Source organism: Bradyrhizobium elkanii WSM2783, from assembly GCF_000472865.1.
GTDB lineage: Bacteria > Pseudomonadota > Alphaproteobacteria > Rhizobiales > Xanthobacteraceae > Bradyrhizobium > Bradyrhizobium elkanii_A.
In genome coordinates this window covers 161,120-176,657 of sequence record NZ_AXAP01000007.1, presented here as the reverse complement: position 1 = coordinate 176,657, position 15,538 = coordinate 161,120, and the positions used below count along the sequence as shown (strand labels likewise).

At 60.9% G+C, this 15,538-nt stretch carries 15 protein-coding genes; 11 read left to right on the top strand and 4 right to left on the bottom strand.

Annotated features, from left to right (window positions below):
* Nucleotides 1-14: 14 nt before the first annotated feature.
* Nucleotides 15-329 (bottom strand): co-chaperone GroES, encoded by a 315-nt coding sequence (gene groES / locus YY7_RS0109580; protein ID WP_028163045.1) that lies wholly within the window; start codon nucleotides 327-329, stop codon nucleotides 15-17.
* A 229-nt stretch (nucleotides 330-558) separates the two neighbouring features.
* Here groES and YY7_RS0109575 point away from each other — a divergent pair, with 229 nt between their 5' ends.
* The gene (locus YY7_RS0109575; RefSeq protein ID WP_028163044.1) at nucleotides 559-1,656 is read left to right on the top strand and encodes a trypsin-like peptidase domain-containing protein; all 1,098 of its coding nucleotides are present in this window, start codon (nucleotides 559-561) and stop codon (nucleotides 1,654-1,656) included.
* Nucleotides 1,657-1,991: 335 nt separating this feature from the next.
* Nucleotides 1,992-2,228, top strand: a complete 237-nt coding sequence (locus YY7_RS57925) for a hypothetical protein (RefSeq protein ID WP_245287231.1) — start codon at nucleotides 1,992-1,994, stop codon at nucleotides 2,226-2,228.
* Nucleotides 2,229-2,538: 310 nt separating this feature from the next.
* Here YY7_RS57925 and YY7_RS0109565 read toward each other — a convergent pair whose 3' ends face one another.
* Complete coding sequence (locus tag YY7_RS0109565; RefSeq protein WP_028163043.1) at nucleotides 2,539-3,474, bottom strand: LysR substrate-binding domain-containing protein; 936 nt, start codon at nucleotides 3,472-3,474, stop codon at nucleotides 2,539-2,541.
* Between the two features lie 174 nt (nucleotides 3,475-3,648).
* On the opposite strand from YY7_RS0109565, the gene YY7_RS0109560 reads away from it, so the two are divergent.
* Nucleotides 3,649-4,875 (top strand): MFS transporter, encoded by a 1,227-nt coding sequence (locus tag YY7_RS0109560; RefSeq protein WP_155255107.1) that lies wholly within the window; start codon nucleotides 3,649-3,651, stop codon nucleotides 4,873-4,875.
* A 105-nt stretch (nucleotides 4,876-4,980) separates the two neighbouring features.
* Nucleotides 4,981-5,742: an SDR family oxidoreductase gene (locus YY7_RS0109555; protein ID WP_028163041.1), complete on the top strand. Its 762-nt coding sequence runs from the start codon at nucleotides 4,981-4,983 to the stop codon at nucleotides 5,740-5,742.
* Between the two features lie 989 nt (nucleotides 5,743-6,731).
* Here the strand turns inward: YY7_RS0109555 and YY7_RS0109550 are convergent.
* The gene (locus YY7_RS0109550) at nucleotides 6,732-7,631 is read right to left on the bottom strand and encodes a DUF2189 domain-containing protein (protein WP_028163040.1); all 900 of its coding nucleotides are present in this window, start codon (nucleotides 7,629-7,631) and stop codon (nucleotides 6,732-6,734) included.
* Nucleotides 7,632-8,150: 519 nt separating this feature from the next.
* Between YY7_RS0109550 and YY7_RS0109545 the strand changes: the two genes are divergently transcribed.
* From YY7_RS0109545 to YY7_RS57920, 6 genes are all read left to right on the top strand, one after another.
* On the top strand, nucleotides 8,151-8,984 hold the full coding sequence (locus YY7_RS0109545; RefSeq protein WP_028163039.1) for a cytochrome c oxidase subunit II: 834 nt from the start codon (nucleotides 8,151-8,153) through the stop codon (nucleotides 8,982-8,984).
* A gap of 74 nt (nucleotides 8,985-9,058) precedes the next feature.
* On the top strand, nucleotides 9,059-10,834 hold the full coding sequence (ctaD, locus tag YY7_RS0109540; RefSeq protein WP_028163038.1) for a cytochrome c oxidase subunit I: 1,776 nt from the start codon (nucleotides 9,059-9,061) through the stop codon (nucleotides 10,832-10,834).
* The gene (locus tag YY7_RS0109535; protein WP_028163037.1) at nucleotides 10,831-11,535 is read left to right on the top strand and encodes a cytochrome c oxidase subunit 3; all 705 of its coding nucleotides are present in this window, start codon (nucleotides 10,831-10,833) and stop codon (nucleotides 11,533-11,535) included. The genes ctaD and YY7_RS0109535 overlap by 4 nt, the downstream gene beginning before the upstream one ends.
* A 15-nt stretch (nucleotides 11,536-11,550) precedes the next feature.
* Complete coding sequence (locus YY7_RS0109530) at nucleotides 11,551-12,273, top strand: heme-copper oxidase subunit III family protein (RefSeq protein WP_035689652.1); 723 nt, start codon at nucleotides 11,551-11,553, stop codon at nucleotides 12,271-12,273.
* Between the two features lie 9 nt (nucleotides 12,274-12,282).
* Nucleotides 12,283-12,684 carry a cytochrome C oxidase subunit IV family protein gene (locus tag YY7_RS0109525; RefSeq protein WP_028163035.1) on the top strand — a complete coding sequence of 134 codons (402 nt, stop codon included), beginning with the start codon at nucleotides 12,283-12,285 and terminating at the stop codon, nucleotides 12,682-12,684.
* A 75-nt stretch (nucleotides 12,685-12,759) separates the two neighbouring features.
* Nucleotides 12,760-12,954: a hypothetical protein gene (locus YY7_RS57920; RefSeq protein ID WP_080663641.1), complete on the top strand. Its 195-nt coding sequence runs from the start codon at nucleotides 12,760-12,762 to the stop codon at nucleotides 12,952-12,954.
* Here the strand turns inward: YY7_RS57920 and YY7_RS51175 are convergent.
* Nucleotides 12,922-14,082, bottom strand: a complete 1,161-nt coding sequence (locus tag YY7_RS51175; RefSeq protein WP_051396620.1) for an HD-GYP domain-containing protein — start codon at nucleotides 14,080-14,082, stop codon at nucleotides 12,922-12,924. The genes YY7_RS57920 and YY7_RS51175 overlap by 33 nt on opposite strands.
* 476 nt (nucleotides 14,083-14,558) lie before the next feature.
* Here YY7_RS51175 and YY7_RS56435 point away from each other — a divergent pair, with 476 nt between their 5' ends.
* Entirely contained in the window at nucleotides 14,559-15,533 is a 975-nt protein-coding gene (locus tag YY7_RS56435) for a helix-turn-helix domain-containing protein (RefSeq protein WP_051396619.1), read from the top strand.
* The last annotated feature ends 5 nt before the right edge of the window (nucleotides 15,534-15,538 follow it).

Below are 15,538 nucleotides of genomic sequence, written 5' to 3'. Positions count from 1 at the left end.
GCTCTGCAATTTGCTCAGGCGGCCTTCTTGAGCGAGCCGGTCTTGTCGACCAGGCCCAGAAGATCGCTCTCCTTCATGATCAGGTAGTCCTGGCCGTCGATCTTCACCTCTGTGCCGGACCACTTGCCGAACAGCACGCGGTCTCCCGGCCTGACGTCGATCGGGACCAACTGGCCCTGCTCATTCCTGGCGCCAGGCCCCGCGGCGACGATCTCGCCCTCCTGCGGCTTTTCCTTCGCGGTGTCGGGAATGATGATGCCGCCGGCGGTCTTCTCCTCGGCATCGATGCGGCGCACGAGCACGCGGTCGTGCAATGGACGGAAATGCATGCACATCCTCCTTGTCAGGTCAGCGATGTCATAAAGCCGGGTCCGGGACCGGCCCCGGGCGGAAAACGACCTAGGAAGCGGAAAAAAGTCCGTCAAGGGTCCCTAAATAAATTTTTGTCACTCCGGCCGACCGAGTGCCAGGCCGCCTCTTGAACGGCCATTTTCGCTCAACCAGCTAACCGACGCGGCGGCCGCTGGAGGCCGAAAGACAGATTCTGGGGGAGATTTCATGCGAGTTTTGCGTTTGCTCGGATGGCTGGGCGTCATCTCCGGGTTGTGGTGGGCGCTGTCGGCAGCGCCGGCCACCGCTCAGATTCCGGACCTCAATACAGGCCGCGTGCCGACGCTTGCGCCGCTCGTGCGGGAAGTGACGCCGGCGGTCGTCAACATTTCGGTTCAGGGGCGGGTGCGCGAGGACAATCCGCTTTACCAGGATCCGCTGTTCCGCGAGTTCTTCAACGTCCCGAAGCAACTGGAGAAGGAAGTCAGCGCGACCGGTTCGGGCGTGATCGTCGACGCCCAGCGCGGTTATGTGCTGACGGCGAACCATGTCGTCGCCAATGCCACCGCAGTGCAGATCAGGACCAAGGACGGCCGCAAGTTCGCCGGTCGGGTTGTGGGCCGCGATCCGCCCACCGATATCGCACTGCTGCAGATCAGGGAGCCTGCCGGGCTCAAGGCTATTGCACTCGGCGACAGCGACGCGCTTCAGGTCGGTGACTTCGTGATCGCGGTCGGCAATCCCTTCGGACTCGGCCAGACCGTCACCTCGGGCCTCGTCAGCGCGCTCGGGCGCACCGGGCTCGGCAAGCACGGCTATGAGGATTTCATCCAGACCGATGCGGCAATCAATCCCGGCAATTCCGGAGGCGGGCTGATCAACTTGCGAGGTCAGCTGGTCGGCATCAATACGGCGATTATCTCGCCGGGCGGCGGCAATGTTGGCATTGGCTTTGCGGTGCCGATCAACATGGCGCGCGAGGTAATGAACCAGCTTGCGGCGACCGGACGAGTCGAGCGCGGGCGCATCGGCATTGCGCTGGAGGACATGGAAGCGCCGGCCACGGGCGCGACGCAGGGCGCCCGCATCAAGGAAGTCAGTCCCGGCTCTCCGGCGGAGCGCGCGGGGCTGCGCCGCGGCGACATCATCCTCAAGGCCAACGACATTCCCGTCCGCAGCGCGACGCAGATGCGCAACCTGATCGGGCTGACGCCGGTCGGCCGGCAGGTACGGCTGACGATTGAGCGCGACCGCATGACCGAAAGTGCCACGGTGGAGGTTGTTCCGCTGAGCGATCAAAGGGCGCGGGTGCGAGGGCCCGGGTGAGCGATGTCCGCTTGTGGCCATAGCTGAAGACTGCATTAGGGATTGTTACGTCGGCTCGCCGCGGTAGACCGGACTTCGCTGAACGCGGCTCCATCGCGAGAACGCCGCCGCACTTGACCGCGTCATTCGACAGGCCAAGCCAACTATCTCAGCCCCCATCAGGGTTCTCCAGACTTGCCCCCGCCCCGACACTTTCCTCGGGCGACAGCACCACGAATTCATCCCGCTGCCTGATCAGGTGATGGTAGAGTCAGGACATCACTGGCAGTGAGCGATACGGGCGCTGGTGGCTGAGAGACGGTTGCGCTCCCGCCTGCACAGGACGGGAGCGAGCTATGTCAGACCTTCTTCAATCAGAAGTTCGCGCGATGCAGCTTCGTCACTTGGAGGAAGCCGAGCGGCACGTTGCCGAGGCCGAACGCCACATTGCTGAGCAAGAGCAACGGATTGTAAACCTCGCCCGCCTCGGCCACGATCTAGCGGAAGCTAAGATACTTCTGGAGAACTTTAATGCATGTCAGGTCCTGCACATCCAGCACCGTGATCGAATTCGCACAGAGCTAGAGCGGTAGGTCACTCAAATCGGCTGCCTCCGAGGTCGCCTTGTGGCTTATAATCGAAACCCGGATGGAAGATCGCCGCGTCAGCTCACGGGGAGAGGCCGGACACCGCTCAGCGTGGCATTCAATGACCCATCGTGACCGGAAGCTGACATTTGCATTGGCAAGGGCCCCTTGACCGACGTTGAAGCATGTCCGGCTCGGGTCCGGGATTTGCAACAACCGAAATCCAGACTAGCAGCAACGATCGATAAAAGCGTTGAACAATAGCCGCTGCGGAACGTTCGAGGGTTTTGCCAGCCCAGGCGGCATGGTCAGTTCGTCATGCGGCCGTTGCGTTTCCGGCGGATTGCTGCCCTTCTTGCTCCAGCCAATCGCAAAACGCCGCTGTCTGTGAGCCACTTTCGGTGCCCGTGGGCAAGTAGGCGAAGTAGCTCCTCGCCGGAAGGCTGACATCGGGAAACGGCGCGATCAGGCGGCCGGCCGCGACGTCGTCGCCGATCAGGGCGGTCGGTCCCATCGCCACGCCCAAACCATCGATCGCGGCCTGAATGGTCAGAAAGAAATGATCGAGTGTCAGCGTCGCCGCCGGGGTGACGCGAGGCTGTCCGGCTTGCACCAGCCAATCGTGCCATAGCCGCGGCATCGACGTGACGTTCAGCAACGTGTGCTGCGCGAGATCGGAAACGTCCTCCAGCGGCAGCTTCGCGACGAGTGCGGGACTGCAGACCGGCAATCGGCGCTCCGAAAGAAACAGCCGGGACGTAAAGCCATGAAACGAATCCGGGCCGCCGCGGATGACGACGTCGAACGTGTCGGCAAGCGCGTCGATCGGGTCGTTTGACGTGGTGAGGCGGACCTCGATGTCGGGTCGCTCGTTGCGAAAACGGCTCAGCCGGGGAAGAAGCCAGCGCATGCTGAACGTCGCCAGCGCGTTGACGCGCAGCACGGCGGCCGGCACTTCGCCGCGTGTCGCGTGATGGCGCCGGACAGCGGACGAAATGCGGTCGAGCGCCGGCCCGATCTCCTCGAGCAGCGCTGTGCCGGCTGGTGTGAGCGTGACCCGCCGCGTTGATCGCCAGAACAGCGCGGGCGCTCCCAGCCGATCCTCAAGGAGGCGCACCTGCTGACTGATTGCGCCATGCGTCACGCCCAATTCGATCGCCGCTTCCTTGAAGCTGCCAAGGCGAGCTGCCGCCTCGAAAGCGCGGACGGCGTTGAGTGGTGGCAAAGTCCTGCGCTGGACGGGAATACTCATTGGATAGAAATCCTAACTCATAGCTCGATTATTACTGATTTGTGACGGTCGCCTCAATAGTCCAGATTGGACTGGTCGCGAGAATCAGCGCGCCGGCAGGTCCGAAAGGGATCGCGGTGTAGATTTTCTATCATCCCAAGAGTTCTCCTTCACCCCGGAAGCGGAGGAATCGACATGAACGACGCAGCGATGGCGGCTGCGAGCCGTCCGCGCGAAACCGCATCAAGTTCGTCGGCCGCGGCGAAATCGCGCAGCCTGCTGGCCGCGTGCCTCACCCACGCGCTTCATGACGGCTATACCGACGGTCTCTATGCCTTCCTGCCGGTCTGGCAGGCGCAGTTCGGCCTGTCCTATGCGGCGCTCGCCGTCGTGCGCGCACTGTATTTCGGGACGATGGGGGGCATGCAGATCCCGGCCGACCGCGTTCTTCGCGGCTTGTCGCCGCGCGCGGCGCTAATCCTGTCTACCGTCGCTGCGGCGGGGGGCTTGCTGATCATGGCGCTGCCGTTCGGCTTCGCGGGTCTTTGCGTCGGCCTCGTCGTAGCCGGCATCGGATCGAGCATCCAGCACCCACGTGGTTCGATGCTCGTAACCGACAGTTATGGCACGGCGGCGCGACGGCCGCTCGGCATCTACAACTTTTCCGGCGATCTCGGAAAAGCCGCGTTGCCGGCGTTCATCGCAGTGCTGCTGCCGATCTTCGCCTGGCAATCGGTGCTGGGCTTGATGGCGATGCTTGGAGCCGTCCTGGTGGTCGCGCTGGTCCCGTTGGCACCGGCAGCTTCGGTCACGAGGAATGTCACGGGAGAGGTGACGTCCGGCCGCGGCCGCCGCGGCTTTGGCATCCTCACGACGATCGGCGCGCTCGATACGGCGACCCGCATGGGATATCTGCTGTTTCTGCCCTTCCTCATCCATGGACAGGGCGGGGGCTTGCCGGCCGTTGGAGTCGCGCTTGCCCTGCTGTTCATCGGTGGCGCGTTCGGCAAGGCGACATTCGGCTGGCTCGGCGAGCGGCTGGGCGTTGTCGGTAGCGTCATGGTGAGCGAGGCCGTAACAGCCTTGCTCATCGTGGCGACGCTGTTCACGCCACTGACGCCAACGCTCATCCTGCTGCCGTTGCTCGGCATCGTGCTGAACGGCAGCTCGTCGGTGCTCTATGGCACCGTGCCGGAGCTTTCCGACGGCGATACGGGGCGGGCTTTCGCGGTCTTCTATACGAGCGTCATCGGCGCAGGAGGTCTCGCGCCGATCCTCTACGGCGCGATTGCCGATCACAGCAGTCGGATGATCGGCGTGCTGGCCTCGGCGGCGACTGCCGCCCTGGTCGTCCCACTCGTGTTGGCCCTGCGGCCCCACCTGCGCAGCTCCGCCGCAGGACCGCGCGAGAAGTTCGTTTGATGCCGATCCCGGACGGGCGGCGGAACGACCAATGCCGCCGCGCAGTGCGTATCGGCCGGTCACAGTCCTGGATCATCATCCCATCACCACATGGAGGTTCGCTCAATGGATACCATCTCGCAGGCGCCGCTCATTCTGATAACGGGTGGAAGTCGTGGCGTCGGCGCGGCAACCGCGCGGCTTGCTGCCGCACAGGGCTACGATGTCGCGATCAGCTTCGTCTCCAACGAAGCTGCCGCCCTTGCAGTGGCGGCTGATGTGGAAGCCGCGGGGCGGCGGGCGTTGCCCGTGCGCGCGGATAGTGCGGATCCGCAGCAGGTGGCGCAGCTCTTCGCGGCGATCGACCGGGAGTTCGGCCGGATCGATGTGCTGGTGAACAACGCTGCTGTCCTTGCGCGGCAGTCCCGGCTTGAGGACCTTGGTTTCGAGCGGATGCAGCGGATCTTCGCCGTCAACGCGATTGGTCCCATTCTCTGCGCCCAGCAGGCCGCCAGGCGGATGTCCTATCGTTACAACGGGCGGGGTGGCTCCGTGATCAACGTCTCGTCCGCGTCGGCCCGGCTCGGCAGTCCGGGCGAATATGTCGACTACGCCGCATCGAAGGGTGCGCTGGAGACATTCACGACCGGTTTCGCCAAGGAGGTCGCGCGCGACGGAATTCGCGTCAACTGCATTCGCCCCGGACACATCTACACCGAAATGCATGCGAGCGGCGGAGAGCCGGGGCGGGTAGATCGCGTCAAGGACTCGATCCCGATGGGACGAGGCGGGCAGCCTGAAGAGGTCGCGCGTGCGATCCTGTGGTTGGCCGGCGCCGAGGCTTCGTTCGTCACCGGCACGTTCCTCGATGTCACTGGCGGCAAGTGAGCAACAGGATTTGGCGCCGAGTTCTTTTCCTCGACGCACCATCAAGTCGCAAAACCATGCGACTTGGAAGTCGCGCCTTTCGAGACGACTTGCTCGCGCATGCAGCAGACATGAACAATGAATTGCCGCCCTGGGGAAGATCCATGTCAGCTTCAGGCCCATCGCGACATCCTGCGTTGCCCCACGAACTTGGTCGCTATCGGGACAAAGCGGACGTAGAGTCACGCCGACGGTTTTATGGGTACACGGCCTGATTGCGGCTTTTCGGGGTAGTTGCGCCAATACCAAACTGAACGCTTGCACGAAATTCCATTTTCGCGCGTAGCTGAATGGTGGGTTTTGGTCTAGAAAGGTCGAAAATGCTTTGTCTTTCGACGGGGATTGACTGACCGTCTCTCCGCCACTTCGAGTTTCGCTCTATCCCTTCCGTCCGACCGATCAGCCCCTCAAGCCGTTGCCTCAACTAATAATTTGAGATGGTTGCAGGTCTAGGATTTAACTTGCTCGGTAGGCCGGAGACCCGCCGGCTGGCCGTAGCTCAAATGGTGGGTTTTGACACCGGGATGTCGAAATGCGTTATTTTTCAACTGGTGTTGACTGACACTCTCTCCGCCGCACTGCCTCTCCACTGTATCCGGCTGTTCGCTGTGGCAAAAACCAATGAATCGCGCGACAGCGGCTGTTGCAGCTAGTTCCGTGATGTTTGCCTTGGTCGCCAGGCAAAGCGTAGCGTTAGAACGTGGGGGCGGAGGACGGACTCCGCACAAATAACGTTGCGCGCGAAGCTCAAGCCGCACGCTCGGACGTGAAAAGGGACGAAAAGCCCCCGGATAGATCGCAACCTGAACTGAATGTCGGTATCGGTGGTTGCGCCTCCCCGCAACCAAAGTTGGTAGCAAGCCCCAGCGATCTTACCCGATCGCTGGGGATTTCTTTTGATGACCTGAATGGCGCCAACGGCCGGGCTGGCAGGTTCAAGGGCGCTCCGGCTAGCGTTCGTGGCTCCACGGGAACAGCGACGCCGGGAAATCCGCTGCGTAGCGATGACCTATCGGCGTGCGAGGCTCCTCCTGTGGGGGATTCGGGTCGGGCTCGACCACCTTCCGATAAAGATGCCAGGTGGCATGACCGAGCACCGGCAGCACGACAGCGAGGCCGACAAAGAACGGCAGCGAACCGATCACCAGCAGCGCCGCCACGATCAGCCCCCATGCGGCCATCACAAATGGGTTCTCTTTCACGGCCCGCAGCGACGTCCGGATGGCGTCTATCGCAGTGGCATGTCTGTCCAGCATCAACGGAAACGATACGACGCTGACGCACAGGGACACGACGGCGAACAGGAAGCCGACGCCGCAGCCGATGATGATGAGCGACCAGCCTTCCGGCGTCGTCAGCACGCGCGTTGCGAAATCAGGGATGCTCGCGGCCGCGGCATGGCCGAACGTGGCAACGTAGATAGCGTCCGCGGTGGCGATCCAGACCCCGAACAAAACGAGCAGGAGCACGCCGAGGCCGAGAATGGCGCCGAAGGACGGTGCGCTCAGCACGTGCATCGCATGCCATGCCGCGGGTTCCTCGCCGCGTTCGCGGCGGCGGCTGAGTTCGTAGAGGCCGAGCGCGGCAAAAGGACCGATCAACGCAAAACCGGCCGCCAGTGGAAACAGCAGCGGCAGCACCGAATAGCCAAGGACCAGCCTGAACAACACAAGACCGAGAACAGGATAAATTCCGCACAGGACGACAGCGTGAGTTGGTATCGCTTGGAAGTCTTCCCAGCCCAGGCGCAGCGCGTCGCGCAAGTCCGAAAGGCTGATCCTGCGAACGGCATAGGCGGTGGAGACGCCGAAGAATTGCAGGTGAGGTCTTGCAAAATACTGAGTAGCCATGGCTCCGGTCTCCTTGCTCGTGATCGCAAGGGGGAACGGCGCGGCCTTCAACTCGCGCACATTCGCCTCATGCGCGGAAATCGCGATCGAGCCCGACGAGCCAGATTCAGCGAGAAGGAGCTTTGCCGGGCGACACCTGTCGCAATGGTGTAGGAGCTTAAGGAGATGAGAGCAAGATGGCGCTCACGGTTGGGTGAATTGTGCGGTTGCACAATCTCTCTTGTTGCGTCGCATCATCAGGCGGACGGTTGCCGTCCGACAACGGTTTGCGCGACGCCGCTGACGCGGGGCGCGGCATACTCCACTATTGACGCCCGGCTCGACGCGTACCATCCTTCATATAACGCCCCCAGCTCCGATGAGACTTGCGGTCGTGGCATGCAATCCGCGTCGCGACCAGTGGAATGGGCGAGGCAAGAGGCACGACGACAGCGGATGTAAAGTCCGCCATCGCGACAGACGTGAGCTCCGCCCTCCGGTTCGTATCCGCAGCCTTTTAGCGGCAAGGATGCATGAGGGATGGCTGTAGCAATTATTCTGCTTTTGGTCGCAATCGCCTCGGTGGTGTTCCACCTCTTCAGCCCGTGGTGGTGGACGCCGCTTGCCTCGAATTGGGGCTACATCGACGACACCATCACCCTGACATTCTGGATCACCGGCGCGGTCTTCGTCGCGGTCGTCGCGTTCATGGCCTACTGCGTCTTCCGCTTCCGCCACAAGGAGGGAAGGCGGGCGGACTACAACCCCGAAAACAAGCGGCTCGAATGGTGGCTCAGCGTCGGGACAGCAATCGGCGTCGCGGCGATGTTGGCACCGGGACTGGTCGTCTGGCACCAGTTCGTGACCGTCCCGGCCGGTGCGACCGAAGTCGAGGTCATGGGACAGCAGTGGCAATGGAGCTACCGGCTTCCTGGAAAAGACGGCCGGCTGGGGACCACCGACGCCCGCCTTATCAGTGCCGACAATCCCATGGGCTTGAATCCCGACGATCCGAACGGAAAAGACGACATCGTTGTTCAAAACGACGATCTGCACCTGGCGATCGGCAAGCCTGTGAAGGTGCTGCTCCGCTCAATTGACGTCCTGCATGATTTCTATGTGCCCGAGTTCCGGGCCAAGATGGACATGATACCAGGCTCGGTGACCTATTACTGGTTCATGCCCACCCGCACCGGAACGTTCGAGGTTCTCTGTGCAGAACTCTGCGGTGCCGCGCATGCGCAAATGCGCAGCAAGGTCGTCGTCGAGGAAGAGAAAGAATATCACGCGTGGCTGGAGAAACAGCGGACATTCGCTGAGTTGTCAGGCCAGCGCAACGTCGCGAAGGCGGCGTACAAGACAGGTAGCGAATGAGCATACCGCCGAGGAGGCGCGATCGATCGTGAGGCGAACTCCTCGCTGAACGGAAGGCCAAGGAGGGAATTCCGATGGTCGATGTCCCGTATGACACAATCGCAGGCGTTCCGCCCGCTGAGGTTGCGGAGGTCGAACTCTATCATCCGAAGAGCTGGTGGACGAGGTACGTTTTTTCGCAGGATGCCAAGGTCATCGCCGTCCAGTATTCGATCACGGCGATGGCGATCGGAATGGTCGCGCTGGTGCTGTCGTGGCTGATGCGACTGCAACTGGGATTTCCCGGCACGTTCTCCTTCATCGATGCCAACCAATATCTCCAGTTCATCACCATGCACGGCATGATCATGGTGATCTACCTGCTCACCGCGTTGTTCCTCGGGGGCTTCGGCAACTACCTCATCCCGCTCATGGTCGGTGCCCGGGACATGGTTTTCCCCTATGTGAACATGCTGAGCTATTGGGTCTATCTGCTCGCGGTTCTGGTGCTGGTCTCGACCTTCTTCGTGCCTGGCGGGCCCACCGGCGCCGGCTGGACGCTCTATCCACCGCAGGCGATTCTCTCCGGCACTCCTGGGCAGGACTGGGGCATCATTCTCATGCTGGCCTCTCTGATCCTGTTCATTATCGGCTTCACCATGGGCGGCCTCAACTATGTGGTGACGGTGCTGCAAGCGCGCACGCGCGGCATGACGTTGATGCGGATGCCGTTGACGGTGTGGGGCATATTCACCGCCACCGTCATGGCGCTGCTGGCCTTCCCGGCGCTGTTCGTCGCCTCGGTGATGCTGCTGCTTGACCGGCTCCTCGGCACCAGCTTCTTCATGCCGACCCTCGTCGAGATGGGCGAGCTGACGAAATATGGCGGCGGCAGCCCAATCCTGTTCCAGCACCTGTTCTGGTTCTTCGGTCATCCCGAAGTCTATATCGTCGCCTTGCCGGCCTTCGGCATTATTTCGGATCTGATCAGCACCCACGCGCGGAAGAACATCTTCGGCTATCGCATGATGGTCTGGGCCATCGTGGCAATCGGCGCTCTCAGCTTCGTCGTATGGGCGCACCACATGTATGTGAGCGGCATGAATCCGTATTTCGGGTTCTTCTTCGCCACCACGACGCTCATCATCGCCATCCCGACCGCGATCAAGGTCTACAACTGGGTGCTGACCCTCTGGCGCGGCGATATTCATCTCACCATCCCGATGCTGTTCGCGCTGGCGTTCATCATCACGTTCGTAAATGGCGGTCTGACCGGCCTGTTTCTCGGCAACGTGGTCGTGGACGTTCCGCTGTCGGACACGATGTTTGTTGTCGCCCACTTCCACATGGTGATGGGGATTGCGCCGATCATGGCCGTGTTCGGCGGGATCTATCATTGGTATCCGAAAGTCACGGGACGAATGCTCAATGAGGCGCTCGGACGGTTCCACTTCTGGGTCACGTTCCTCGGGGCTTACGCGGTCTTCTTCCCGATGCACTATCTGGGCCTTCTGGGCATGCCTCGCCGCTATCACGACATTGGCGAAACGGCCTTCATCCCGGCATCTGCCCATGACCTCAATGCGTTCATGAGCGTGGCGGCCCTGATCGTCGGCTTCGCCCAGCTTGTCTTCATCTTCAATCTGATCTGGAGCCTGTTCAAAGGGAAAGAGGCGGGCGGCAATCCCTGGGGAGCCGCATCGCTGGAATGGCAGACACCGGAGACCCCGCCGGGGCACGGCAACTGGGGCAAGGAGCTCCCGATCGTCTATCGCTGGGCCTACGACTACAGCGTACCCGGCGCCGCCAGGGACTTCGTGCCGCAAAATGAACCGCCAGCCAAACTATCGCCGCAGGGGGCCCATCCGTGAGCGCCGTTATCCTGTTCATGGCTGGAATAGCGGCAATTGCGGGATGGTGGCTCTCGCAGCAACGGCTGACAGCAAAACCCTGGCTGGAGGAAGGAGTGATCTTCGATCTTCGCGAGGAGAGCGGATCGTCGTCGCAGGCAGCGAAGATCGGATTGGGGGTGTTTCTCGCGGTCGTCGGCTCGCTGTTCGCGCTGTTCATCAGCGCTTACTCCATGCGCATGAACATGGTGGACTGGCGGACGCTGCCGGTGCCGGCGCTGCTGTGGTTCAACACGGGCGTGCTGGTGTTGAGCAGTGTCGCGCTGCAATGGGCGTACATGGCCGCGCGCCGCGGCGACATGGACAGTGTCAGCGTCGGCCTCTGCACTGGCGGAGCATGCGCCGTTACATTCCTGGTTGGGCAGCTTCTGGCGTGGCGACAGTTGAATGCCGCTGGGTATTTCGTCGCGTCCAACCCAGCGAATTCTTTTTTCTATCTGATCACCGCGGTGCACGGGCTGCATCTGATGGGCGGTCTGGTGGCGCTCGGCAGAACGATCGCCAAAGTGTGGCGTGGCGCTGAGGTCGCAAAGGTGCGCGCGAGCGTGGAGCTCTGCGCCATCTATTGGCACTTCCTGCTGCTGGTTTGGCTGGTCTTGCTTGGTCTGCTGACCGGCTGGACCGACAATTTCGTCGACATCTGTCGCCAGTTGCTCAGTTAGGGAGGGCAGGGATCGATGGCAGAGACCGCGCTGACAAACATCGGAGCATCGCCCGCGCGGCTGGCGGGGTGGCGAGGGATCGTTGCCGACTGGTCCTCGGATCAGCGCGCATTCAAGAACGTCTCCTGGGGGAAGGCCATGATGTGGATCTTCCTCCTGAGCGACACCTTCATCTTCAGTTGCTTCCTGCTGTCGTACATGACGGCGCGAATGTCCACGACAGTGCCGTGGCCGAACCCCAGCGAAGTCTTTGCCCTCAATATCGGCGGCCAGCACATCCCGCTCATCCTGATCGCGATCATGACCTTCATCCTGATCAGCAGCAGCGGCACGATGGCGATGGCGGTCAATTTCGGTTACCGCCGCGATCGCGTCAGAACCGCAGCCTTGATGCTGGTCACCGCTGCATTCGGCGCCACGTTCGTCGGAATGCAAGCCTTCGAGTGGACCAAGCTGATCATGGAGGGCGTCCGGCCCTGGGGCAACCCGTGGGGTGCGGCGCAGTTCGGCGCCAGCTTCTTCATGATCACCGGCTTCCACGGCACCCACGTGACCATCGGTGTGATTTTCCTGATTGCCATCGCACGAAAGGTCTTGCGGGGAGACTTCGATGTCGAAAGGCGAGGCTTTTTCACAAGCCGCAAAGGGTACTACGAGATCGTCGAAATCACCGGCCTGTACTGGCACTTCGTCGATCTTGTGTGGGTGTTCATCTTTGCCCTTTTCTATCTTTGGTGAGGTTGGCGCATGACAGAAGCCGCGATACATGTGGAAGGCCAACAACCTTCGCTGCACGTTCACGCCCATGAGGCCCATGCGCCGGGAGCCGCCCAAGCAAAGGGCCAGCAGCATCCGATCAGGCTCTATCTCGTGGTCTGGGGATGGCTGTTCGTCCTTAGCACCTGCTCCTATCTCGTCGATTATTTTGGCATCCATGGCCATCTGAGATGGTCGCTGATCCTGCTGTTCATGGTTTTGAAGGCCGGTCTGATCGTCGCCGTCTTCATGCACATGGCCTGGGAACGGTTGGCGTTGGTCTATGCCATCCTGCTGCCGCCGGGGCTGGTGCTGGTATTCGTGGCGATCATGGTGTTCGAGTCCGACTACACGCATCTGCTCCGGGTCATATTTTTCACGCCAATGGCGTAGCTCCCATCGCTTCGGAGCGAAGGAGAACGGCAATGACCGAGGACAGCGTAGCGGCACACGAGTGGAGATTTCGGGATGCAGTTTACCGTCGGGTTTAAGCTAAGGGGGAAAACGGACCATGTCGTCCTGGACGGACAAGACGCGCTCGATGCCGCGCTGAAGGTGAAGGCAGAGCTCCCGGAAGCCGTCATCATGTACGTGCGCCCACAAAACCGGCGTGGCGACACACGTCATCCGTCACGTGCGCTCGCTGAAGATGTTCTTCGATGAGAGCTCGGCGGAAACGCACCTCACCGCATCTTCGACGACGGGTCGGAACGCGTTGAGTAGATCGCCGTCGAGCTTGTTTCCCATATCCTGCATTATCCTGAAGGCGTTCATTGGCGGCAGCGATTGGCGGTAAGGTCGATCTTCGACCAGTGCGGAAAAAATATCGGCAATTGTGATAACGCGTACGAGGTCTGCAATCTGCCCGGTGCGAAGCCGGTCCGGATAACCCGATCCATCGAGCAACTCGTGGTGATGAAGCACGCAATCGAGGATCTCAGCCGGAAAGCCGCCCTGTTGCGTGAGCAGGTCATATCCGTACCGGGGATGTTGTCTTATCTGCTCCATCTCATGGTCGGTCAATTTTCCCGGCTTGTCGAGAATATCAATTGGAATGAACGATTTTCCGACGTCGTGCAGCAGCGCGGCGTGCGCGATGCGTTGTTGGTCTTTGGGACGCATCTTCAGCTTCTGTGCGAACGCAACGGCGAAACCGGTCACGAGCAGGCTGTGCCTGTAGGTGCCGCCATGATGCCTCCGCACCGTTTCCATCCAGGGACCAATTCCCCAGACGTCGAGCGCCTCCAGGATCAGCGGGGTGTTGGCTTCGAGAGTTTCGAATGGAAATGAGCTCTCGTTGTGCGGCGCCTCGATTGTCTGCGCCAGCGCGCGATGAGCAGCGAAAACGCCCCGCAATACGATTTTGTTGCGCGATGGTGTTTCCGACTTGGTGCGCGCGTCATGTATTGGAGAAAATACCCGCAGCACTTCATCGGCATCGAATGGATGGTGGATGTAGTTGCGTACGCCGAATGTCTTTGCGCGACGTATCCTTTCGGCAAGCGCGCGTTCTCCAATGCTCTTGTCGATAACGAGGAGGCTGGGCAGCGAACGTGCCAGGATTGCCTGACGAGTGGGACGAAGCGCTCGGATCACCTGCGTTGACGAAAGATCAACGTCAAGAACGACGCAAGAAGCGAAATCATCGATGACAAGAGGGTCTATCGCCGGCGGCAGCAAATGAACGTCGCAGGTTTGACTGAGTATGGATGCCAGCGGTCTTGTCCGTTCCGGCGTCTCGGTTATGAGGGCGATATGAAGTTGTCGGACTGTCGTGGCGGCCTCGATCATGCGATTCACTTTCCTGGCGGTCTCGCCTGTTCGTAAATTATCGCGGCTGTCTTTTGGTGCGCTGGTACCTGCGCGAGCGACGGGGAGGCAACGGCGCATGCAATGTTGCGAACATCCACCTCATTCCTCCTGCTGCCGCCATCATTCGTTTGATGGCTTGTCGGCTTGAGATGAACAGAGAGAGTCGCGTCCCTGTCCAAGCTGCATCCGCGCGCTTGTGATCGTGATGTTGCCAACATTTCCCGGGATGTCGGCGGACATAAGCAGGAGCGCTGTTCACGTCATCTGCCACGTATCTCATGCGTATGCAGCGTTGCTGAATGAGGTGTTACCAACGCGCGGGCGCTTCGCCTTTTGGCCATATCTCGCGCGAATTGGATAGCCACCGTTAAAATTGACGCCTCGTGGCACCGCGTTGCTTAACCGGAGAATTTCGATTAATCGCGAAACAATTACGGTATGGCCTGCTCGGAATTATGAGTTCGTTTTTGCGTGTTGCGTCCCAAGACAAGCGCGGGGTTGGTTTCGATAAGTACCTTGACTGTCTCTCTATATTCCTGCCGGACGTTTCGGCGGAGCCGGAGAAGGCCGGGCGACAATTTTCGTGGCGAGCCAACTTCGCTGCGGTCAACGGCCTGACCTGCTGGCGAGTGCAGGGTAGCCACGGCTACGAAATAACCCTCAATGAGTCAGCGGAGAGCTTGCATGTCTCGCAGCCTGTCATTGGCGCTGTTGCTGCAATTGGCAGGTACGGTGCCTGCCGAGCGCTCCCAGGATCTCTGTTTACACATCTGACAGACGCGCCAAGCCGAATTTCCACCAAGGGGGCTCATGCAACGAGAGGGCTACGGTTCGAACGCCCAGAATTGATGCGGGCGCTTTCCACATTCGATGAAAAGCTCTCTGTTCAGGATCTTACGCCTCTGATGCTCCATCATCTGACGGAGACGACGACGCAATCACTTTATCACTCCGCGCAAGCGGTCGTGTCCGCCGTTCTTGATGAGGATCTTCAGGGGCGCTCCCCCATCGCAATGGCGCTGCTGAGCGAATCCTTGCTCCTGCTGGTGCTTGAGAGACTGACATCGGGCAAATTGCGGGAGCCCTCTGAATCAACCATGCGCCACCTTCGGCGGGCGGTCGATTACATGCATTCCAACATTCATCGGCCCTTTACCATGAGCGACGCCGCAGCCGCAGCGGGTATCAGCGTACGGACGTTGCAGACCGCTTTCCAGGCGCACTACGGTGCAACGCCGGTTACCTACTTGCGTCGCATCAGGCTGGAAGCCGCACATCTGGAGCTTACATCTTCGGACAACATCCTGCCTGTCTCCGAAGTCGCCCTGAAATGGGGCTTCACGCATATGGGGCGCTTTGCTGAGATATATCGCAACACCTACGGTCTTCTTCCATCCCAGCTTGCCGGACTGCGAAGGCGGAATGGTTGATCTGT

Bases quoted from the DNA above. Each gene is read 5' to 3' on its own strand.
- groES (WP_028163045.1), bottom strand. From the start codon at position 329: ATGCATTTCCGTCCATTGCACGACCGCGTGCTCGTGCGCCGCATCGAT.
- YY7_RS0109575 (WP_028163044.1), top strand. From the start codon at position 559: ATGCGAGTTTTGCGTTTGCTCGGATGGCTGGGCGTCATCTCCGGGTTG.
- YY7_RS57925 (WP_245287231.1), top strand. From the start codon at position 1,992: ATGTCAGACCTTCTTCAATCAGAAGTTCGCGCGATGCAGCTTCGTCAC.
- YY7_RS0109565 (WP_028163043.1), bottom strand. From the start codon at position 3,474: ATGAGTATTCCCGTCCAGCGCAGGACTTTGCCACCACTCAACGCCGTC.
- YY7_RS0109560 (WP_155255107.1), top strand. From the start codon at position 3,649: ATGAACGACGCAGCGATGGCGGCTGCGAGCCGTCCGCGCGAAACCGCA.
- YY7_RS0109555 (WP_028163041.1), top strand. From the start codon at position 4,981: ATGGATACCATCTCGCAGGCGCCGCTCATTCTGATAACGGGTGGAAGT.
- YY7_RS0109550 (WP_028163040.1), bottom strand. From the start codon at position 7,631: ATGGCTACTCAGTATTTTGCAAGACCTCACCTGCAATTCTTCGGCGTC.
- YY7_RS0109545 (WP_028163039.1), top strand. From the start codon at position 8,151: ATGGCTGTAGCAATTATTCTGCTTTTGGTCGCAATCGCCTCGGTGGTG.
- ctaD (WP_028163038.1), top strand. From the start codon at position 9,059: ATGGTCGATGTCCCGTATGACACAATCGCAGGCGTTCCGCCCGCTGAG.
- YY7_RS0109530 (WP_035689652.1), top strand. From the start codon at position 11,551: ATGGCAGAGACCGCGCTGACAAACATCGGAGCATCGCCCGCGCGGCTG.
- YY7_RS0109525 (WP_028163035.1), top strand. From the start codon at position 12,283: ATGACAGAAGCCGCGATACATGTGGAAGGCCAACAACCTTCGCTGCAC.
- YY7_RS57920 (WP_080663641.1), top strand. From the start codon at position 12,760: ATGCAGTTTACCGTCGGGTTTAAGCTAAGGGGGAAAACGGACCATGTC.
- YY7_RS51175 (WP_051396620.1), bottom strand. From the start codon at position 14,082: ATGATCGAGGCCGCCACGACAGTCCGACAACTTCATATCGCCCTCATA.
- YY7_RS56435 (WP_051396619.1), top strand. From the start codon at position 14,559: ATGAGTTCGTTTTTGCGTGTTGCGTCCCAAGACAAGCGCGGGGTTGGT.